General features: G+C 40.5%; 22 protein-coding genes. 7 read left to right on the forward strand and 15 right to left on the reverse strand.

Translation table 11 applies throughout. The features are described from left to right. The first annotated feature begins 59 nt into the window (after positions 1-59). On the forward strand, positions 60-446 hold the full coding sequence (locus AC1EU2_RS04690) for a hypothetical protein (protein ID WP_129948533.1): 387 nt from the start codon (positions 60-62) through the stop codon (positions 444-446). Positions 447-633: 187 nt separating this feature from the next. Continuing rightward, positions 634-2,010, forward strand: a complete 1,377-nt coding sequence (locus tag AC1EU2_RS04695; RefSeq protein ID WP_480296828.1) for a hypothetical protein — start codon at positions 634-636, stop codon at positions 2,008-2,010. Between the two features lie 57 nt (positions 2,011-2,067). Here AC1EU2_RS04695 and parC read toward each other — a convergent pair whose 3' ends face one another. The 7 genes from parC to nudF form a co-directional block, all read right to left on the reverse strand. Next, entirely contained in the window at positions 2,068-4,341 is a 2,274-nt protein-coding gene (gene parC, locus AC1EU2_RS04700) for a DNA topoisomerase IV subunit A (RefSeq protein WP_480296829.1), read from the reverse strand. Continuing rightward, complete coding sequence (locus AC1EU2_RS04705) at positions 4,334-5,482, reverse strand: PQQ-dependent sugar dehydrogenase (RefSeq protein ID WP_480296830.1); 1,149 nt, start codon at positions 5,480-5,482, stop codon at positions 4,334-4,336. The genes parC and AC1EU2_RS04705 overlap by 8 nt, the downstream gene beginning before the upstream one ends. A gap of 12 nt (positions 5,483-5,494) precedes the next feature. Next, a complete protein-coding gene (parE, locus tag AC1EU2_RS04710) occupies positions 5,495-7,378 on the reverse strand; it encodes a DNA topoisomerase IV subunit B (RefSeq protein ID WP_480296831.1) in 1,884 nt (627 codons plus the stop codon). A gap of 67 nt (positions 7,379-7,445) precedes the next feature. Next, entirely contained in the window at positions 7,446-8,024 is a 579-nt protein-coding gene (locus AC1EU2_RS04715) for a YqiA/YcfP family alpha/beta fold hydrolase (protein WP_480296832.1), read from the reverse strand. Between the two features lie 42 nt (positions 8,025-8,066). Further along, positions 8,067-8,906, reverse strand: a complete 840-nt coding sequence (cpdA, locus tag AC1EU2_RS04720; protein ID WP_480296833.1) for a 3',5'-cyclic-AMP phosphodiesterase — start codon at positions 8,904-8,906, stop codon at positions 8,067-8,069. A gap of 21 nt (positions 8,907-8,927) precedes the next feature. Further along, positions 8,928-9,353 (reverse strand): DUF1249 domain-containing protein, encoded by a 426-nt coding sequence (locus AC1EU2_RS04725; RefSeq protein WP_480297078.1) that lies wholly within the window; start codon positions 9,351-9,353, stop codon positions 8,928-8,930. Next, positions 9,353-9,958: an ADP-ribose diphosphatase gene (nudF, locus tag AC1EU2_RS04730; RefSeq protein WP_480296834.1), complete on the reverse strand. Its 606-nt coding sequence runs from the start codon at positions 9,956-9,958 to the stop codon at positions 9,353-9,355. The genes AC1EU2_RS04725 and nudF overlap by 1 nt, the downstream gene beginning before the upstream one ends. 313 nt (positions 9,959-10,271) lie before the next feature. Between nudF and tolC the strand changes: the two genes are divergently transcribed. Next, positions 10,272-11,582, forward strand: coding sequence for an outer membrane channel protein TolC (gene tolC / locus AC1EU2_RS04735; RefSeq protein WP_480296835.1), 1,311 nt, complete (start codon positions 10,272-10,274; stop codon positions 11,580-11,582). Between the two features lie 65 nt (positions 11,583-11,647). Here the strand turns inward: tolC and AC1EU2_RS04740 are convergent, their stop codons facing one another. Genes AC1EU2_RS04740 through AC1EU2_RS04750 form a run of 3 tightly spaced genes read right to left on the reverse strand, consistent with a single transcriptional unit; the run spans position 11,648 to position 13,823 of the window. Beyond that, positions 11,648-12,349 (reverse strand): TIGR04219 family outer membrane beta-barrel protein, encoded by a 702-nt coding sequence (locus tag AC1EU2_RS04740; RefSeq protein ID WP_480296836.1) that lies wholly within the window; start codon positions 12,347-12,349, stop codon positions 11,648-11,650. A gap of 2 nt (positions 12,350-12,351) precedes the next feature. Further along, on the reverse strand, positions 12,352-13,338 hold the full coding sequence (locus AC1EU2_RS04745) for a DUF2333 family protein (protein WP_480296837.1): 987 nt from the start codon (positions 13,336-13,338) through the stop codon (positions 12,352-12,354). 8 nt (positions 13,339-13,346) lie between these two features. After that, the gene (locus AC1EU2_RS04750; protein ID WP_480296838.1) at positions 13,347-13,823 is read right to left on the reverse strand and encodes a copper chaperone PCu(A)C; all 477 of its coding nucleotides are present in this window, start codon (positions 13,821-13,823) and stop codon (positions 13,347-13,349) included. 35 nt (positions 13,824-13,858) lie between these two features. Between AC1EU2_RS04750 and AC1EU2_RS04755 the strand changes: the two genes are divergently transcribed. After that, positions 13,859-14,596: an enoyl-CoA hydratase-related protein gene (locus AC1EU2_RS04755; RefSeq protein ID WP_480296839.1), complete on the forward strand. Its 738-nt coding sequence runs from the start codon at positions 13,859-13,861 to the stop codon at positions 14,594-14,596. Between the two features lies 1 nt (position 14,597). On the opposite strand, the gene AC1EU2_RS04760 is transcribed toward AC1EU2_RS04755, so the two are convergent. The 4 genes from AC1EU2_RS04760 to dusA form a co-directional block, all read right to left on the reverse strand. Continuing rightward, complete coding sequence (locus AC1EU2_RS04760) at positions 14,598-14,978, reverse strand: hypothetical protein (RefSeq protein ID WP_480296840.1); 381 nt, start codon at positions 14,976-14,978, stop codon at positions 14,598-14,600. A gap of 10 nt (positions 14,979-14,988) precedes the next feature. Beyond that, positions 14,989-15,180 carry a PspC domain-containing protein gene (locus AC1EU2_RS04765; protein WP_480296841.1) on the reverse strand — a complete coding sequence of 64 codons (192 nt, stop codon included), beginning with the start codon at positions 15,178-15,180 and terminating at the stop codon, positions 14,989-14,991. Positions 15,181-15,293: 113 nt separating this feature from the next. Further along, positions 15,294-15,605: a hypothetical protein gene (locus AC1EU2_RS04770; protein ID WP_480296842.1), complete on the reverse strand. Its 312-nt coding sequence runs from the start codon at positions 15,603-15,605 to the stop codon at positions 15,294-15,296. Positions 15,606-15,807: 202 nt separating this feature from the next. Beyond that, positions 15,808-16,794 carry a tRNA dihydrouridine(20/20a) synthase DusA gene (dusA, locus tag AC1EU2_RS04775; protein ID WP_480296843.1) on the reverse strand — a complete coding sequence of 329 codons (987 nt, stop codon included), beginning with the start codon at positions 16,792-16,794 and terminating at the stop codon, positions 15,808-15,810. A 241-nt stretch (positions 16,795-17,035) separates the two neighbouring features. Here dusA and AC1EU2_RS04780 point away from each other — a divergent pair, with 241 nt between their 5' ends. Further along, positions 17,036-18,157, forward strand: coding sequence for a hypothetical protein (locus tag AC1EU2_RS04780; RefSeq protein WP_480296844.1), 1,122 nt, complete (start codon positions 17,036-17,038; stop codon positions 18,155-18,157). Positions 18,158-18,183: 26 nt separating this feature from the next. Here AC1EU2_RS04780 and AC1EU2_RS04785 read toward each other — a convergent pair whose 3' ends face one another. Then, positions 18,184-19,653 (reverse strand): NAD(P)H-hydrate dehydratase, encoded by a 1,470-nt coding sequence (locus AC1EU2_RS04785; RefSeq protein ID WP_480296845.1) that lies wholly within the window; start codon positions 19,651-19,653, stop codon positions 18,184-18,186. A gap of 229 nt (positions 19,654-19,882) precedes the next feature. Here AC1EU2_RS04785 and AC1EU2_RS04790 point away from each other — a divergent pair, with 229 nt between their 5' ends. Both AC1EU2_RS04790 and ubiE read left to right on the forward strand, forming a co-directional pair. Then, positions 19,883-20,914 carry a formimidoylglutamase gene (locus AC1EU2_RS04790; protein ID WP_480296846.1) on the forward strand — a complete coding sequence of 344 codons (1,032 nt, stop codon included), beginning with the start codon at positions 19,883-19,885 and terminating at the stop codon, positions 20,912-20,914. A 212-nt stretch (positions 20,915-21,126) separates the two neighbouring features. Then, on the forward strand, positions 21,127-21,882 hold the full coding sequence (gene ubiE / locus AC1EU2_RS04795; RefSeq protein ID WP_480296847.1) for a bifunctional demethylmenaquinone methyltransferase/2-methoxy-6-polyprenyl-1,4-benzoquinol methylase UbiE: 756 nt from the start codon (positions 21,127-21,129) through the stop codon (positions 21,880-21,882). Positions 21,883-21,891: the final 9 nt, after the last annotated feature.

Genomic DNA, 21,891 nt, shown 5'->3' on the forward strand with positions numbered 1-21,891 from the left:
TGTACTCAACAAACATCAACCCCACTAAATTTGAATTGTTAACTTTGAGGTACATTGAAATGTTTAAATCTATCACTAAATTTGCCAGCGTTGCCCTACTTGGTCTAGCTACATTATTTGCCGGTTTTGCCAGCGCAGGAACACCACAAAAAAATGAAGATGGAGTTACTGTCATCTACCTAGACCAACACGGCGGTCATTTCTCAGCGAAAGACACTCTTGCAGGTTTAAAAGAAGGTAAGTATCAGTTTGAAATTACAAACAAAGCTGGCAAGCTTGTTGGTTTTCAATTACAAAACTTTACCACTCGTGAGCAATTAGACATGTTTCCAATTGAAGCCGGTGAAACAAAACGTACCGATGTAATCACAGTGACTAAAGAAGGTGTACGTTTCCGTTGCCCTATCAACCCAACACCTTGGTACGATATGGACGTAATTAAGTAAACATTAATGAGTTTTCATCAACCTTATTCACTTCCCTAACGTTCAAAGTGAAGCCCAAGCCCTCTGTTTAGAGGGCTTTTTTAATTTTGTCACCCTGAAAAAATAAACTTCAGCTTAACGGACTTTAACTTACTTTATAAGCTAATTTCACTCATATTAGCGTAAACCTTTTAAGAACTTATAATCTGTGGATAAACTTGGTTCTGTATATCAACAATTATCTGAAATTGTTAAATATGACGACAGTGGTGAAATTATTCCTATTGAGCCTAGAAATACAAAGGAAAATCAAATTGCAGGTCATCATTATAATATTGACTCTGATACAGAAATCACCAATCCAAGTTGCGATTTTTTTAGTCATAGCGACAATAGCTTTATCATTCGGGAAGCTGCAACTTCGCTAATTTCAGTCATTCAACAAAAAACTATAAAACCTGAACCTACAGACGGCAATTCTGTTAGTACACAGCTCACATCAGAAACGAACTCTATCAAACAAGAATCTAGCTCTATTAAAAAAGAATCTAAAACTGGTCCATTATTAAAAACTGGTGGCACACCACCTTTAAATGAACACGTTAAGAAAGGACCAGATGTAGAGTGGGCATTCGCTGAAGTAAAAGAGCAACAACGTCTAGGTGAACAACATAAGATCTGCAGTGACTTACACAACGCACAGCAAACAGATATTGATACCAATTTGCCAGTAAGTGTGTATATAGCTGGCTTAAGTCAGTTCATTCAAGAGGTCTCTGGTGAATTATCTCAGACTCAGCAAGATGCTTTGTGGGAATGTGTTTCTTGGCTTAACCATGCAGCTCAGTGCACTATACCTAAAGACTGTATTCCTATGTCTAAGCTAGCTTCAATATTTAACATCAAGTGTCAGTATATTGAATCGAAGGAAGAATATAGGATGATAACAGTGCCACAATTTTTTAAGTATGCGGCTTTTTTCGGTGTGGTAAGGTCAACGAGCTGTTTGCACCTAGGTATTTATGATCATTTTAGTGAAAAGTACGCTGAAGATGTATGTAGAATTACTGGGAAATTAGGCTTTAATTCAGTTATTGAGCTTGCTGCTGGTAACGGGCAACAAACAGCTTGTTTCAATGCTATCGGTCAAAAAGTTGCAAAAACAACTGATCCAATTATTCCTAAAAAGCCTTATCCTAAAGTAACAGTAATTGAACAGGATGGGAAAGATTGTGTTTATCAAAGGGAAAGCTCAAAACCTAATCAAACCCTTTATTTAGCCTGTCATCCAGTAAAAGACATGTGGGCAGACTTACTATTAAATATAACATTACCCTTCGTGGTTTTATCAGTTGGCCCTGATACCTCTGGCTTTCTTAAAGACGCTAATAAACACGTAAAACGTTTATTTAGAGGCGCCTCAATAGATTTAAATTTAAAACATTACTCTGCACTTCATGATGCAGATAAAGCGCAACTTCTGCTTTTTAATATGCCAGCTCAAAAGGCTCAAGAACTGGTTCGCCAACTTCCCCCTAAATATGCAAAAGTTGACGAACTCCAATGTTATAAATCCGAAAAATAACCCTTTAGATGTAATAAAGTGTTCTGCCTATTTTGTCTCATAGCAACAAGCACTTATTTAAATAACACTCTCAGCCTCTACACCACCCACTTCAACAAGATCAACTCGCTGTAAGCCACGTGGTAATTTAGCACCACGGCGACCACGCTCGCCTCGATAATGCTCAAGATCACTTGGTTTTAACGTTAACTTGCGCTTACCAGCCCATAAGGTCACAGGCGTATCAGCAGGGATCACCTGTAAATGGGTTAGTAGCTCTTCTCTGTCTTTTGCCTTGGCACTCGGAATACCGATGATCTTATTACCTTTACCTTTGCTTAACTGAGGTAATGCATTAATAGAGAACAACAACATCCGGCCTTCATTGGTAATCGCAATCAATGAAGCGCCATCAGAATTATCAATTTTACGTGGTGGTAATGCTTTTGAGTTTACTGGTAGAGATAACAAGGCCTTGCCTGACTTATTTCGCGAAACCATATCCGCAAAGTTACAAATAAAGCCATAACCTGCGTCACTTGCCATTAAGTAACATTGCTTGTCTTCTCCCATGACCACATGCTCCATTTGCTCACCTTGAGCAACATTGAAGCGGGTTGTAATCGGTTCACCCTGACTTCGAGCCGATGGCATGGTATGAGTTTCAGTTGCGAATGCTCTACCAGAAGAGTCAATAAATACGGTTTGTTGGTTACTTCGGCCAATAGCACTGCTTAGGTAAGCGTCACCCGATTTGTAATTTAATGCGCTTGCATCAATGTCATGCCCTTTAGCACAACGTATCCAACCTTTTTCAGACAGTACGACCGTTACCGCTTCACTTGGCACAAGATCTTGTTGGGATAACGCTTTAGACTCTTGGCGCTCAACAACAGGTGAACGTCTAGCATCACCAAATGTTTCACCGTCTTTAACTAACTCTTTTTTAACGAGAGTCTTTAAGCGTCGTTCTGAGCTTAAAGTCAACTGCAAAGCATCACGCTCTTTTGCTAATTCATCTTGCTCTGTACGGATTTTCATCTCTTCGAGCTTGGCTAAATGTCGCAATTTAAGATCAAGTATCGCTTCGGCTTGCTTATCAGATAAATTAAAGCGAGACATTAACTCCGCTTTCGGCTCATCATGAAAGCGAATGATCTCAATCACTTCATCAATGTTGAGAAAAGCCACCATCAAAGCGTCAAGCACATGCAAACGAGCTAACACTTTGTCTAAGCGGAATTGTAGGCGACGACGAACGGTTTCGGTTCTGAAAACCAGCCATTCTGTCAGTAATGTGCGCAAACCTTTTACTTTTGGACGACCATCAAGCCCGAGTACATTTAAATTAACTCTGAAACTTTTTTCTAAATCTGTCGTAGCAAACAAATGCGCCATTAACTGTTCACAGTCAATACGGTTTGAACGAGGCACTATCACCAACCGCACAGGGTTTTCATGATCAGATTCATCTCGAATATCTGAAACCATCGGCAGTTTTTTAGCTTGCATTTGTGATGCAACTTGTTCAATTAACTTGGCACAACCAACCTGGTGAGGCAAGGCTGTTATGACAATTTCACCATGCTCGACGCCATACACCGCTCGCATTTTAATTGAGCCACGTCCAGTGTCATAAATTTTACGCAAGTCAGATGTAGGAGTAATGATTTCAGCTTCAGTCGGGTAATCTGGCGCAGGTACAAACTCCATCAAACGTTCAGTATCCGCTTTAGGGTTGTCTAAAAGCTCTACACTGGCATTGACGAGTTCTCGCACATTATGTGGAGGAATATCGGTCGCCATGCCAACAGCAATACCTGTAATACCGTTTATCAATATGTGCGGCAGACGCGACGGTAACACTAACGGCTCTTTCATCGTGCCATCAAAGTTAACACCCCAATCAACTGTACCTTGACCAAGTTCGCTTAATAAAACTTCAGAAAACTTAGATAATTTCGCTTCGGTGTAACGCATTGCTGCGAATGATTTTGGATCGTCTGGCGCCCCCCAGTTTCCTTGACCGTCAACCAATGGGTAACGATACGAAAACGGCTGTGCCATCAACACCATTGCTTCATAACAAGCACTATCGCCGTGAGGGTGATATTTACCGAGCACATCACCTACAGTACGAGCTGATTTTTTGTATTTTGCCGCAGCTGATAGCCCGAGCTCGCTCATTGCGTAAATAATACGACGTTGTACTGGTTTTAAACCGTCACCAATATGCGGTAACGCTCGATCCATGATGACGTACATGGAGTAGTTTAAATAGGCATCTTCGGTAAAACGCCTCAGCGGCATTTGCTCAACGCCATCAAGGCTCAAGTCAATGGCATCACTCATTATCTAAATCCTGTTCTTGTAAAGATTGTTGTTCTTCTTTTTGACCTTTATAAAACAGGCGATATAAATTGCCTTTGAGATCATCAGAAATATACATCGCACCGTCTTGAGCAATCGCCAGTGAGTAAGGTCTTGCAACCGGGAACTCACCATCTAAAAAGCTCACTAATGTATTGCGACCGATCACTTTATTATTTTCTAGCTGTAGCCAAACAATTTGGTAACCCACCTTACTCGAACGGTTCCAAGAGCCATTTTCAGCGACAAAAAGTTGATTATGATACTTTTCAGGGAATTGTTTTGCTCTATAAAACTTCAGCCCAACTGGCTCAACATGTGCAGGTAGCTCATACTCTGGCAAGGTAATTTGTAAGTTTTTGGGTTTGATATAGGCTCGCTCTTTTACTGATGCACCATGTAAATACGGGAAGCCAAAGTGCTCGCCTTTATAAGTCACACGGTTAATTTCATCAGCTGGAAGGTTATCTCCCATCCAGTCTCTGCCACTATCAGCAAACCACAAAGCGCCATCCGTTGGCGACCAGTCGAAACCTCTAATACGGCGAATTCCAGTTGCGATTTGCTCCGTTGAACCTGTATTAACATCAATGGCAATAATACCACCGAAAGGCTGCTCAGCTTCACAGACATTACAAGGCGCACTTAACGATACATACAGACGCCCATCATCACCAAAATGCATGGCCCGATGTGCACGCTTTTTAGGTTTTGGTAATTTGTCATAAATGATTTGTGGACGCCCAGGGCGACGCAACCTTTGCTCAATTGAGCGATATTTCAAAATGCGATTTTCGACCGCAACATATAAATCGCCATCATAAAAAGCAATTGCTTCAGGAGATTTCAGCCCCTTAGCAATAACATAACGTTTTTCAACACGACCATCATGATCGCTATCAACCAGAGCGGTAATTGTGCCAGCTTTACCGGAACCAACAAATACAGTGCCTCTCTCACCAATGGCCAACTGCTTAGCATCACCGAGATCTGAGGCATATAAACTAACCCCAAACCCCTTTGTAACGGTGATATGTAATGACTGGGAAGCCACTGCTGTCGTCGTCACCAATAATGTAAAGGCGACAACACAATTTCGAAATTTATTTAGACTGCTCAACATAAATCATCCATTTTATAAATCGGCCAAATCCCCTTTAGTCTCCAGCCACGTTTTGCGGTCGCCAGAGCGTTTCTTCGCAAGTAGCATATCCATCAGTGCTAATGTTTCTTCAGCATCATCAATGGTTAGCTGTACCAAGCGACGAGTATTTGGATCCATGGTAGTTTCACGTAACTGCAGTGGGTTCATTTCACCCAATCCTTTAAATCGCGTTACTTGTACTTTGCCTTTCTTATTTTCTGCAGCGATTCGATCAAGAATACCTTGTTTCTCACCTTCATCGAGTGCATAAAAAACTTCTTTACCAATATCAACCCTAAACAGCGGCGGCATCGCAATATAAACATGGCCTTTTTCAACAAGAACTTTGTAGTGTTTTAAGAAAAGCGCACATAAAAGCGTGGCTATATGCAATCCATCGGAGTCTGCATCGGCAAGAATACAAATTTTGCCGTAGCGTAATTCACTGATGTTGTCATTGTCAGGATCACAACCAATGGCCACCGAAATGTCATGCACTTCTTGCGATGCTAACACTTGCGAAGCATCAACTTCCCAAGTGTTCAGAATTTTACCCCGCAATGGCATGATGGCCTGAAACTCACGATCGCGCGCCTGTTTGGCACTACCTCCTGCCGAGTCCCCTTCCACTAAAAATAACTCGCCTCTCATCGGCTCTTGTGAGCTGCAGTCCGTCAACTTTCCCGGTAATGCAGGACCTTGAGTCACACGTTTACGTGCTACTTTTTTAGCCGCCTTCAAACGTTTCTGTGCATTATTAATACACATTTCTGCTAAAGACTCAGCGTACTCCGTATTTGAATTCAACCAAAGAGAGAATGCATCTCTCACAATACCAGAGACAAAAGCAGCACTTTGACGGCTTGACAGTTTTTCTTTGGTTTGTCCGGCAAATTGCGGATCTTGCATTTTTATCGACAGTACATACGAACTGCGATCCCAGATGTCTTCTGGTGATAATTTAACCCCTCTTGGTGTTAAATTACGGAACTCACAAAACTCACGCATGGATTCTAATAATCCCTGCCTAAATCCGTTGACGTGAGTACCTCCCAGAGGCGTGGGGATTAAGTTCACATAACTTTCGTTTATGCATTCACCGCCTTCTGGCAGCCATGTAATGGCCCAGTCTGCGGCTTCTAATTTAGAGCTTAAACTGCCTACAAAAGGCTGTTCTGGTAGCATTATTGAGTCTTTGACTGACTCTTTAAGGTAATCTTCTAAGCCCGCTTCATAGTGCCACTCTAGCGTTTCATTCGTTTGTTTATTAACAAACTTTATCTTTAACCCTGGGCATAAAACAGCTTTAGCTCGAAGTAAGTAAACCAGCTTTGAAACAGAGAAATTAGCAGAATCAAAATAGCTCGCATCAGGCCAAAAATGAACTCGTGTACCGGTATTACGACGACCACACGTGCCAACTTCTTGTAGTTCTTCGACTTTATCGCCATTTTCAAAAGCAATTTGATAAACTTTGGCATCTCGCCTAACGGAGATCTCTACACGCTTAGACAAAGCATTTACTACAGAAATACCTACACCGTGCAAACCACCTGAAAATTGGTAATTCTCGTTTGAAAACTTACCACCAGCGTGAAGTTTGGTTAGAATTAACTCTACTCCTGAGATTCCTTCTTCTGGGTGAATGTCTACTGGCATTCCACGACCATCATCTGTCACTTCCAAGCTGTTATCGGTATGCAGAATAATATCAATTTTAGTAGCATGCCCAGCTAACGCTTCATCGACACTATTATCAATGACTTCTTGACCCAAGTGATTTGGTCTTGTGGTATCCGTATACATGCCCGGTCTTCTTTGAACCGGTTCAAGTCCGTTTAGAACTTCAATGGCATCTGATGTGTATTGATTCATTGTCATTTCTTATTTTGGGTCAATCGAAAATCTAGTCGTAAAACTAGCCATGTTGCGTTTCTGTGTGTCAATTTGTCAACTCTAAAAAATGGCATATTTGCGGTAATTTGTCATCATAACCTACAAAACTATGGTTACCGCCCGCTTCTATAGTCATTTTACAGCAATGGTATTTATTTACAGCTTCTTGATAATCCAAAACCTCATCACCGGTTTGCAGCAAAACATAAAAGCGATCTGGATTACAGATGGCAGGAGTATCATAGTCTTTCAGCCACACCTGATGCTCTTGAGTGACTTCAAAACCTTGTTCAGTATAAGGATTAAATTGTGGGCCCAGTAATTCTTCCATTAACTCGTATGGTTTGACAGCAGGATTGATTAACACAGCCTTGCCACCATACTTCTCAGCTAAATACGACGCAAAATATCCACCTAAAGATGAACCCAAGTATCTGAGTGTTTCTCCGTTTTCTGCTGCACGTTCAGCAATGCTACACAGTAATTCTATCGCTTTTTTCGGACAGTTAGGTAATTGGGGCTGATGAAAAGGAAGATTTGGAAAATGTTTCTCAATATAAGTTCGAGTTAACACACCTTTGTCTGACAATGGAGAGCTATTAAATCCATGAATGTAGAGCAGCATATATCCTCACGCTGCGGCCAAGCACAGCGTGAACGTCTGTACTTAATATCCGCTAACTTCATTTTCAGGTGAAAAACGATCGCCTTGAACACGATAAACTGTAGAGTAAATGCTACCATCAGCTTTCAGTTCCAGCAAACGATAACCTGGTTGCAAGCCATCTAAAGCAAAATGATTGGACTTTGGCGTAAACTGAATACAAGTTGAAGGTGAAGCCAGCATCTGGATAGGGTGATGTTTCCCCTCAAAAGTACGCTCAAGTTCTTGATGGATATGCCCCCACAACAAGCCTTTAACTTGAGAGAACTGGTTAATTCGTTGTAAGAACTCATCACCATTTTGCATCCAATGCTGATCCAGCCACTTACAGTTCACTTTGACTGGATTATGGTGCATGGCGATTAACACATGCTTTTCTGGGTGTTGAGTAATTGCACGTTCAATAAAAGCAAACTCATTCTCTTCAATGTAACCGGACGGCTTTTTAGGGATAGTTGAGTTCAGCAATAGAATTTGCCAGTTATCGAAGATAATTTGGTTTTCTGATGCCATAGGAGCAGATGCGAGTTGAGTCTGCATCATTTGCCATTCGTCATGATTTCCAGGTAAAAAATGACATGGTGTCTGTAGTTCTGAAATAGATTGAATGAAATTCTGATAGGACTGTGATGTGTAGTCTTGACTAATATCACCTGTTGCCAACAGTGCATCCGCTGAATGAGAATTTTGTTTAATTAACGCTACGACTGCGTTGAGACTGTCATTGGTATTGACGCCCAAAAGCTCACCCGTAGGCTCACCAAATAAATGAGTATCCGTTATCTGCACTATGCAAACATGATTTTCACTTTTTGTAGGGTAGTGAATCTTTGCCTGTCGCACGATTTCGTTCCAGAGTTTAGTTTATACGATCACTTTATCGTGATTGCCTATTTTTAATAGCTCTTCCAAAAATGCATTTATTTGATATTTTTCATTACGCTGATACATTTGTGGATTAGGGTAATCATACACTGGATAAAGCCGATAAATCTGTTGACTGCTTAACACTTCTGCTAATTGAGCATCATGATAAACTCGGACTAACATCTTAGGTTGATTAACAAAATCATCGCTTAGAACAGGTCTTCGTATTTCAATAAGTTGTGTATATTGCGTGTTTTCTATCAACGAAATATCTAAGTGTCCGACTTGCCCAGTTACCTTCCATTGACTTCCAGCCATAACGTCTTGTGGCAACCACAATTGAATCTTGTGATAGTTTCTTCCACATAAAGCCAGAAATTCACTGACATTGGGCTGATATCGTTTACTCTTTTTTACTGACATCAAATTACAGGTTTTATTTTGTGATAGTTTAATTGTAGCCATTGTAACCCAATGATGGTCGAGGCATTATCGATATAACCCTGTTCAAGCATCTCAAAAGCTCGCTCTCTTCCAATTACATGTACTTTTATATCTTCATGTTCTTGTTCAAGTCCATGAATTCCTTTAGCTTGAGTCGCGTCTACTTCCGCCCAATAAAAATAAAAGCGTTCAGAAGTACCACCCGGACTCGCTAAAATACTTTGAATAGGAGTAATGTTTTTAGCATCTAACCCCGCTTCTTCCATAAGCTCTGCTTTAGCGACTTCATCTGCGTTTCGGTTTTTATCAATCATTCCTGCCACCAGTTCAAACAACCATGGTGACTCACTGGATCGTAATGCAGGGAAGCGAATTTGTTCAATCAAAACCACTTGATCTTTGACTGGATCATAAGGAAGAACAACTACGGCATCACCACGCTCAAAAACTTCCCTTTCAATGAGGTCGCTCCACCCTCCTGCGAATAATTTGTGCTTAAAGGTATACTTGATGACTTTAAAAAAGCCTTGGAAAACGGTTTGCTGTTTTAACAGCTCGACATCGGATTGAGAAAAGCGCTTCATAATCAGTTTTTGTCCAAAAATATGGAACGGTAGATTTCAAATTTACTTTCAGCATATCACACAGTTGCAAAATAAAATCTGTTACACTTCCGAGTTGACTGTTAGAGGTTTGATTCTTAATATCGAACCACATTACTCAATTTTTTGAGAGTAAAAAGCTGTATCGGGAAGCGTCGGGAAGCGCAAACCGCAATATTTTCAAGGTTCACTTTGCTGTAATACCAATTTTTTATTGGTGTATTACTTTGAAAATATGCATATTTCGAAGTTAATTAGTTTTCTATTGAAAACTCGGTGTCTAAAAGGACAGCACATGAAATTTAAAATGAAATCTGTTTGTGCCGCACTAGCGTTGGCCGTTTCTTCCACGGCCGCATATGCAGACGATTTACTACAAATTTATCAGCAAGCACTAACCAACGACCCGGTTGTTTTGCAAGCAAAAGCACAACGTGACAAATTGTACGCAGCGATTGAACAAAGCCGCTCCGGTTTAATGCCGACCATAAGTGGTAATGTGGCTTACAGCAAAACTCATGATAATACTGCCAATAACCCTTCAGGTTACACTGCAGGTGTATCGTTAACTCAGTCTCTTTATGATCATAGCGTATGGGTTGGCTTAAGCTTATCTGAAAAAGTGGCATCACAAGCTGACTCTTCTTATGCCGGCGCACTGCAAGAGTTAATGATTCGTGTTACTTCAGCTTATTTTGATGTGTTAACAGCTAAAGATAATTATGAGTTTGTTAAAGCAGAAAAGCGCGCTATCGATCGTCAGCTTGAACAAACAAAACAACGTTTTGCCGTTGGTCTGACAGCAATTACAGATGTACACGAAGCGCAAGCTCAATATGATTTAGCGTCAGCCTCTGAAATTCAAGCACAGAACACGCTGGATAACAGTTATGAAGCTCTCCGTGAAATCACAGGTATCGATCATTTAAATATTGATCCATTAGACACCAAACGTTTCACTGCAGTGACGCCTGCTCCGCAATCTTCAAACGATTGGTTGAAGATCGCAGAGAATAAAAACATTGCCTTAATGGGCGATAAATTAGGTAAAGATATTGCAAAAGAAACGATTGATGCGCAAGAAGCTGGACATCTGCCAACGCTTTCTTTAAACGCAGGTTACAACTCAAACTTTGATCAAAAGCTCAGTGGTAGAGATTCGCATCCCGCGGATCGTGATACAACGAATGTTGGTGTAACGTTAAGTGTACCAATCTTCCAAGGGTTTGCAGTCAGCTCTCAGGTTAAGCAAGCACAATATGATTATGTTTCTGCGAGCCAAAAGCTTGAGCAAACTTATCGTGGTGTTGTGAAAAGCGTGCGCAACAACTTTAATAACGTAAAAGCCTCAATCAGTTCTATTAAGGCTTATGAGCAGTCAGTACTCTCTTCTGAAAGTGCATTAAAAGCGACTCAAGCTGGATTCGAAGTTGGTACCCGTACCATTGTTGACGTATTAAACCGTACTCGTGATTTGTATAACTCTAAGCGTCAGTTGTCTGATGCGCGTTATAGCTACATCCAATCAGTTTTAGCGCTAAAACAAGCTGCTGGTACTCTAACTGAAGACGACATTATTGGTATCAATAATGGCTTGATGAAATAAACGTTTTTTTGAGACATAAAAAAAACCGCTGATTGCGGTTTTTTTTATGTCTACTTATCTGTAGTTTAGAAATCTAATTCTACGCCAACAAAATAACCATCTGCTTTGGTGTTGGCATTAATGCCTGAAAACTTATTTACATCAAAAGTGAAATCACGATAACCAGCACGAAGATTAACATCGAAAGCAGCAAGATCAAACTTATAGCCTAGCCCCGCTGAATAATCGTAAACATCACGCTCATTAATACCTGCATTCACATCAACAAAACCATAAAAATCAAAGCCAGGTAGACTCAACTCAGCATTTGCGTATCCCATAAAAATACCACTATCGATATCTTTTGTGCCTGACAAATTACCGGTTTTATAATCTAACTCACCGTTCATCAAACGATATGCGGCACCCGCATCCAAAGATAAAATATCGTTATCCAGCAATTCATAATACAACACCAAATCAGCATGGCTTAGATTGTAACCTTGGCGTCCAGTTTGAGCACCAACAGTATAACTTCCAGAGGTATCAACTTGACTCGCTCTAAGCATGACATTTGGAATAAACGGTAACGGATGTTCTAATGCAACCCAAACTCTGCCTTGAGTCTTAGCGTCAAAGTCACCAGAAGTTGAGCTAGCGCTATTTGCAGCAACGGAACCTTGAGTATCCACTCTCCATACGTCAACACCAACTTTACCACCCAAAATCGTATCGGCATTTGCAGCACAGGACACTAACAGCGCTAAAGGTAAAATTATTTTTTTCATCGTTATCCTTGAGATAATAAGTTGTTTAAATCAATTACTGCGGCATTGGCTCTGGAAACATAATTCGCCATCACTAAAGAGTGATTAGCTAAAATGCCAAAGCCACTGCCGTTTAAAATCATTGGACTGTACACGGTCTGCTGCGTTGCTTCTAATTCACGAATAATTTGCTGAACGCTCGCCCTAGCATTCTTCTTTTCAAGCACGTCAGCAAAGTCCACCTCAATCGCACGCATAAAATTCAACAATGCCCATGAACTTCCACGTGCTTCATAAAACACATTATCAATGTCCAACCATGGAGTTTTGATGCGTCTAACTGGTGCAACTTCAGTAGATTGTTGCGCCGCCGAGTCACCTGCTAGATCGGTATTCACTCGCTCAGTTTCAACACTCGCAGACAAGCGTTGAGATAAGCCGCCTAAGCGCTTTTGCACTTCCTTAAGCCATTCATTTAAATTATCAGCACGCGCATAAAATTGAGCGTTACTGTTTGCAGGATCACTGATCCTTAAACGATAGAACTCAAGTAGCTTAACGGCTTCTTGATACTCATTTTCCGCTCTTGGGATCAGCCAACTGGTATGATCAATATTGAACTTTGCTTGTGCCTCGCTTAAATCTTTATCTTCAAGCGACTGGGATTGAGAACGGCTGAAATCTTTTCTCATGGCTCTGGCTAAATCACGAACTTGCTCAAGTGCACCAAATTCAAAAGAATGCATATTATCAAGAAATACACCTGGTGGAAGCGTATCATTTGATGTCCAGCCGCCAGGCTTATTAAGCAATACTTCTACAGTATTAATTAATGCACTGGTCGTCGAATACCCAATAATCGGTTTACCATTGGCTTGCACTTTAACTTCAGGTGCAATCGGATCAGGATCCACACTCCACCACATTCCAAAACTGGTTAACACCACAAAAATAACACCTACTGCAATGCCAACATACTTGCTCGCACGTGCACTCCAAGTAAAATTCATTACGACTCCTAATGATGATGGTGATGATGATCCATCTCTTGTTTCACTTTTTCTACGGGTAACTTAATGAGCTTTTTCGTTCCATCAGAAAAATACAAGGTTAAAGGCACAATTTGTCCAACTTTAAGTGGTTGCTTTAATCCCATCACCATAATGTGATTTCCTGAAGAGGTTAATACTAACTGACTGTGTGCTTTCAAATTATAACTTGGCACTTGGCGCATTTTTACAACGCCATTCTCTTCGATTAAAGTATGTAATTGTGCTTCTTTAGCAACCGGAGTTTCAGCTTTAACAAGCTTTACATCAGCACCTTCGTTATCAAGCGTAAAATACGCTGCAGTATTTGGTACCGTTGGAGGCAGCGCTCTTACATGTCCTGAAACTAACGAAACTTGGGCTGCAAAGGCGTGTAAACTGAAACCAGAGATGATTAATAATGAGGTTGAAATTTTCATTAATTTTTTCAATGTCCTAAACTCCATATACTTAAGTATTCCCTATTTTGAGGAACCCGATTATGAGTGCTCTTTTGGTCAATGATGCAAACGGCGTTAGAACCCTATGTTTTAATAAACCTGATAAGCTCAATGCCATCAATCTTGATATGTACAGACAGCTAACAGAATACCTTATTCAAGGTGAGAGCGACAATGACATTCGTGCATTTCTGATCAAGGGTTCCGGCGAGCACTTTACTTCCGGAAATGACATTGCAGATTTTCTCAAAGGAGGTAATTTACACAACAACCACCCCGCAGTTCGATTTTTGTATTGCTTACTTGAAATTAAAAAACCTTTAATCGCTTCAGTAGCCGGAACCGCTGTCGGCATAGGAGCAACCATATTGCTGCATTGTGATTTAGCTTATGCTGAACCTAACGCTAAATTTCAATTTCCATTTTTAAACTTGGGACTGATCCCTGAGGCTGGCTCAACCATGTTATTGCCTGAATTAGTTGGCCATCAAAAAGCGGCTGAGCTTTTTTTACTTGCCGAACAGTTCAGTTCAGAAGAAGCGTTAGGCTATGGTTTAATCAACAAAATTATCGACACTTCAAACCTTCATGAATATTCAGAAAAAAAAGCCATTCATATTGCGAGTCAACCTGTAAAAGCAGTAAGAGAAACATTACGATTGATGCGCCCAAATAAGCACAAAATACAACATCAAATGCATCAAGAATTAGAGGTTTTCAGTGAATGTTTAAAAAGCGAAGAGACCCAACAGCGGTTTAGTCATTTTTTAAAAAAATGAATTAGCGGACTTTGAGAAAGAATGTAAGTACACAGCAAAGCAAAATAAGCGTAATGGCGCTGCCAAAGAAACTTAACGTATTTAACGCAAGAAGCGCCATTGCTGTCGAGAGTACAGCCAAAATCACTTGTGAAATGTTTAAGTTAAAAATCACAAAATAGATCACTGCTAGTGCTACGCTTGAAAGTCCAAACATCACCCAAGGCGACATACCGAATAAAGCCACAGACTCTAAAACTGAGTTAAAATGCTCTACAGCTTCAACATCAATAATTTGAAAATGCTCCACTGGTACCAGTAACCAACCAAATGCTGCGACAAAAGCGACCAGTCCTCCAAAACTTCCAAGCGCACTGATAAAGTTTGATTGCATGAATCTCATCGTCAATCCCTTATGCATTCTTATAAACGAACTGCGCAAGCACTAAATAAATGATTGCTGTAGTCAAAGGCGCAAAGACTAGACACAGGCCCCATACAATCCGTGTTCCCAGTGTTGACCAATCAAACTGCCTCGCCATTGATGAAGCAACACCACAAACCAGTTTTGATGATTTTTTAATTTCATATTCCCAACGTTGCATGGCTTACTCCCAATTAGAAACTTTTGTTAATACCAGTAAAACTAAAGCGCACAATCCAAAACTTATTACTGGTAACATTAGAACTCCTGCAATACTGTTTGCTAAGAATTCCATTATTCGATATCCGAGTTATTTTGATCTTCCTGCTTCTCGTTGTTAGCAACTTCAGCTTTATCTTGGCTTTCATTAACCTCTGATTTTATTGATAACTCATGCATCATTTCAGCAAGTTGCACTTCAAAACTTAACATTACTTCTTTTTTAGCAACTTCAATTAATTTAGCCGTTTGATCTGTCATGGTTCTTTCTAGCGAAGTAACAATATCAGTATTAATATCACTTGCTTGAGCACTCATACTCATGCCAGAGATCAAAATTGTTGAACCAACTAAACCAAGTGTGTTTTTCGAGATTTGCTTAAACATAATGTTTTCCTTGTTAAAAAATATCCAAATGACAACTTAGATATAACAAGGTGCGTGCCAAGTTTTAAACAACTTCATAAGCAGTTGATTTAATAAGGAATAAATTAAATGAAACGAAAGGAAAGTAAATTTTTAATTTAAGTAAAAAAATAAGATTGGTGAAAATAACCACTACATTTAGCTATTTTCACCATTGATATAATTAAGACTCAATAAATAATAAAGCTTGAGTAATAACTTCGATACCCGCCTCTTTTTTATGGGCGTTTTCGCTCAAGTGGCGACGCCAACCTCGAGAACCAGGAAGCCCTTGGAATAAACCAATAATGTGGCGTGTCACATGATTTAATCGTCCACCTTGTTTTAGGTGTTGCTCAATATAAGGCAGCATCATCTCTGCAACTTGATGACGAGTTAAATTACATGGCTCCATTCCACACAGCTGCGCATCAACCTCACTAATAATAAAGGGGTTACTATAAGCTTCTCGCCCAACCATTACGCCATCTAAGTGCTGTAAATGATTTTTCATCTCCTCGATGGTCTTGATGCCGCCGTTAATACTAATATGTAAATCAGAATAATCTTTTTTTAACTGATATACCTTCGGATAGTCCAAAGGTGGGATCTCACGGTTCTCTTTTGGGCTTAAACCAGATAACCAAGCCTTACGCGCATGAATAATGAATTCATCACAGCCTTTATCTTTCACCACGTCAATAAACTGGGTAAGAAATTCATAACTGTCTTGTTCGTCAATCCCTATCCGTGTTTTCACCGTTACTGGAACATCTGCAACCTGTTTCATCGCATCAACGCATTCAGCGACAAGTTCAGGCTCAGCCATTAAGCAGGCACCAAAGCGACCATTCTGAACTCTATCTGATGGGCAACCTACGTTAAGGTTTATTTCATCATATCCACGCTCTACTGCAATTTGAGCACACTTTGCTAAATCAATGGGATTAGAGCCACCTAACTGAAGAGCTAGCGGGTGCTCTTCTTCATTGTAAGCAAGGTAATCACCTTTACCATGCAGGATAGCTCCAGTCGTCACCATTTCTGTATAAAGCAGTGCTTGCTTTGACATTAAGCGCGCAAAGTAACGATAGTGTCTGTCAGTCCAATCCAGCATTGGTGCGATTGAAAATTTACGGTTTGTTGGAGTGATGGAAGTATTGTGAGCCATTAATTTTCTTAACAAAAAGCTCCTTTATGCACATGATTTACTTAAAGGAGTAACTAAATTTGTTTTTATTCTACCTTAAATCATGTTTTTAAATCTAAGAATGCCGAAAATCAATTGTGAAACTGATAGTCATTTTCAGGAAAGATGAACAAAAGTTAACTTGTGTTACTAACTGTTAATACATTAATTTCAGTCATTCACATCTTACACATCTAATTTACTTGATAACTGAGAGGTTAAAATGGCATTGATTCAAACTCAGCCTAAAACTTCACCAGATTACAGTGTTGGAGCCTATAAATCAGCAAGTGCAAGTAAAAGTGAGCCGCTTGATTCTGAAAGTCCTAGAGATTTGGCTAAAATAGGTTTGATGCTGTCAACACTACCACCCCGTGATTTAGTTAGACTCAAAAGTCGACTAAATCAGCAAAATTGCGTGTCATTGATGCAATTGGCTGACACATGGTTACAATCAATCAATAGTGGGGGGACAAGCGTACCTACTCAGCATCAGGCTCGAACATTTGACTGCATTATAGAAACAATATGCGGTATACCACAAGCAACCAAACACAAGGAAAAATTGGCTAATATCAGCCAATTGCAGCTAGAAAAACCTAGACACGAATATCACAGTATCAATTCAGGTGATAAACAAAAAGTAATAGAGTACTTAAACGCTATTGAAAATTTTGATAGGGATAAGGTACAGCTACTTTCAGCAATTTTAGGTTTGGATCTGACAATCATTCGAAGATTAGAAACAGTTGAACAATTACCAGTTCACATCACCACTAGTGAATTAGCTTCTCAAGAGAATAATCAAATAGCTGGTTCGATTGATTGGTTTGAATTTTCTGAAGCCTTAAAATTAATGGGGTATACAGATATTGCTCAAAGAGTTTTAACAGAAAACTCAAGCTCTAACCAAGCTGAAAGTTCTGATTCATCTTCAGACTCAACGGGAGGTGTTAATCTAGAAAAAATGAAAGCACATATAGAGTCTCGTCGCAATTCAAGTATTGATCCCAAAAAAATGAGAGAGCATTTCAAAAAAAGCCATCCTTCGCATGTTAACCCCGAATCAAGTGTTCAAATGCAGCAACACAGTCAACTGATACACGGAAGCCTTGGGTTAAGCGTCGGTAAAGGAAGTCCATTCCCTGAAAAGACAATACCCCCTAGGCCTAAATCAGCTTGCCCATCCTTGCAGCAAAGTCGAAAAGCATCCGGTGAGGACAAACCTGAAAAAACTGAACAGCAAAGAAGACCTTTATCTGCTAAGCCAAATTTAAAAGGAAGTATCGATCCCGCAAAAATGCAGGAGCACCTGCGTAGAATAGGAAAATTGCCTCCAACTTAATCTTATAAAAGCTAGATGATTATATGTTACAAATTCACAGCTCTTCGGATTTCACTCATCAGATCTCCGGCTAGCATACCTCTTTCGCCACCGCTGATGGCTACTCGGTCACCAGCATAACCGTGTGCTACAACGCCTAATGCAGCCGCTTTTAATGGTGATAAACCTTGAGCGAGTAATGAACCAATCACACCGGCGAGCACATCCCCGCAACCACCGCTCGCTAGACCAGGGTTACCGACAGTAGCAATGTAGGTTCTGGTTCCATCAGTGATAATGGTGCCAGCACCTTTTAGAACAATCACCCCGCCATACTTCTCATGCAACTGTTTAGCGGCTTCAAAGCGATTTTGATTCACCAGCTCTACATCACATTCAAGTAAGCGTGCCGCTTCACCGGTATGTGGTGTTAACACCCAATTATCTTGCTTTTTAGGCTGCTTGCTTAAAATGTTTAACCCATCGGCATCGACGACCATTGGTTTGTCGGTCATCATAGCGGCTTTAAATAAATTAACTCCCCAATCATTGCGACCAAGTCCAGGCCCTAATACCAGAACATCCGCCCAACCTAAGCGATGATAAACATCCATATCAATAAATTCGGCGCCACAGAACATCAATTCAGGCCTGCGAACAATCACCACAGCTTGATGTTCAGGGCGACTCACTACAGCAACTAAACCGCTACCAGCTCGATAGCTAGCCTCTGCACACAACGTTACAGCACCGGGCATACCGACATCACCACCAATCACGGCAACTTTTCCAGAATCACCTTTATGGGCATGACGCTGTCGTTTACCTAAAACTTTGCCGAACATTGAGTAATCCACTCGTTTGATATTTGTTTCTGGCAAAAAATCAGCAAAACCAATATCGGCGAATACAAGTTCACCGCAATAGTGTCGCGCTTGGTAAGTACATAATCCTGCTTTCAATGCTCCAAAAACAATCGTTTTGCTCGCTTCAATTGCTGTAATAGCAGTACCAGTATCAGCATTTACACCTGATGGCACATCGAGTGAAATAACTTTTACGCCAGAATTGTTCACCTTTTTTACTAGCGCAGCGTAATCATCAACGAGCGGCCGTGTTAAACCGACGCCAAACATAGCATCTACAATCAAGTCAAATTCAGCTAAACGCTCAACTGCTATTGATTCGATCTGACCGCCTTGAGCTTCAAAAGCGGCTCTTGCTTGTTCATGCTCAGCTGTTGATACTGGCTTATCGATTGCCATCACACAAACAGACAACTTCTGTCCAAGTAGTTTTCTGGCCACAACAAGTCCATCAGCACCATTATTGCCGTTACCAACGAGAATACAGATCGTTGAATCTGCTTGGCATAATGGGAACATAATCTCATAAGCGGCTTGACCTGCTTTTTCTACTAGTTCGTACAGCCCATTGTCTTTCCCTAGACAGGCTTCATTTTCAGCCTGACGTACCTGTTCAACACGATATAGGTTTGAAGGTAAGTCATTTGACATTGCTGATCTCTCCATAATAAAACTTCGAACGGTTTAGCCAAAAACCGTATGGATTGTACAAAGTACAACCCATACGGATACAGCATTTTTTTCCACACTAGCAAATGCTTTCTAACCAGTTCATGACCTAAATCAGAAATTATTGATAAAACGTGATCTGAATGCCTTTTTATTGGGCGTTTAACGTATAAATTGTTACAGTGATATAAAAAATAAGCCTTAATGCAATATGGACTGGTTACGCTTTTATACTCAAGAATACATTTCCTCATGGATAAACCGTAGAGTTGGCGAAGAGAAAATTGGCGAGAAAGCTCAATTTCCTAATGCTCACCAATCACTCAATGCTCAATTAATCACCTTTAAGAGCCAAGGCGGGCGATTTGTTTTACTTGGTATTAATGAAGACCTCGGCCCTCAAGGAAATCTCGGTAGAGGTGGTTCAGGCAATGGTTATGAAGCAACGGTTAAGCAATTCGTTAATTTTCAATCGAATCAGTTTCTAACTGGTAGCGATACCTTTATTCTCGGCGAGATTCAGGTTCAAGACATTCAATTAGATACAAGCAACACTGAGCAAATACGCCAAGCTGTAGCCCTGCTCGATGAAAGAGTCATTGAGTTAACGTCGTTAATTGTATCCGCAGGGCTGGAGCCAATTGTAATTGGCGGTGGCCATAACAATGCGTACGGCCTTCTAACTGCGTGTCACCGGACACTAAACACGCCTATGGCAGCGGTGAACTTAGATCCACATTCTGACTTTCGAGCATTGGAAGGTCGACACAGCGGAAATGGTTTTAATTATGCAGCTTCGGAAGGTGCCCTCACTAAATATCACGTACTTGGTTTACACGAATTAAAAAACAATGCGACCAATTTAGAGCAGTTAAAACAGTTCGGTGGAACTTGGCATACCTTTCAACAAATTTGGGTAAGAAGAGAGTTAACCTTAGAGAAGGCGATGCAAGATATTGCACAAAGTATCAATGCTTGTCAGCAACCTTTAGCCGTTGAACTTGATCTGGATGCCATTGCACAATTTCCATCCAGTGCAGAAACCAGTGCCGGAATTTCATTACTCGACGCCGCATTTTACATTTCTTATCTTGCTAGACACTGTCGCTGTCAGTATTTGCATTTGGCTGAAGCTGCACCAAAGTGCCACCCTACTTCTGAACAAGCTGGTTACCGACAAGTTGGACAATCACTAAGTGAATTAGTCTATGCTTATCTTCAAGGACGACAAGGTAGTATTTAAGGTTTAATGATTGATGTTGAAGTATGACGGCTTACTATGCTTCTAAGCCGTTTTCTTTGAGTTTCGTATGAATGATCAAAATCATTAATTTACTCGACTATCCTAATAATTTTATTCATTTGCGTTAACGAATATGGTCTAATTACCACTTTCCAGAACGATTTATTGGTTGATACTCATGTATGAGATGAGCCGACACACAGGAATTTTCAATGTCTGATAATGGATCAAAGCAAACTCATTTCGGCTATAAAACCGTTGATGCTGATAAAAAAGCAGATTTAGTGGCCGATGTTTTTCATTCAGTTGCGGCTAAATACGACATTATGAATGATGTGATGTCATTTGGTGTTCATCGTTTCTGGAAACGATTCACCATTGAAACTGCAGCGGCTCGACCTGGCATGAAAATCCTTGACCTTGCAGGTGGTACAGGCGATTTAACGGCAAAATTCTCTCGTATTGTTGGACCACAAGGCTCAGTAACTTTAGCTGATATTAATGACTCAATGTTAAAAGTGGGCCGTGACAAGTTGCGTGATAGAGGCATTGTAGGCAACGTAAGTTATGTGCAAGCCAATGCCGAAGCTTTGCCATTTCCTGATAATCACTTTGATATTATTACTATTGCGTTTGGTTTACGTAATGTAACAGATAAAAATGCAGCGTTGCGCTCAATGCAGAGAGTGCTCAAGCCTGGCGGTAAGTTATTAATACTCGAGTTCTCAACACCTAAGCACGATATTATGAAAAAGGTGTACGATTTATACAGTTTTAAAGTGATCCCGCAAATGGGAAAACTGATCACTAATGATGCAGACAGCTATGAATATTTGGCCGAATCCATCCGCATGCACCCTGATCAAGAAACCTTAAAACAGATGATGATTGATGCAGGTTTAGAACAAGTCGACTATACCAATTTGACCGATGGCGTTGTGGCGCTTCACCGTGGTTATAAGTTTTAAGGTAGGCTA

The organism is Parashewanella sp. 2304DJ23-3, from assembly GCF_056591695.1.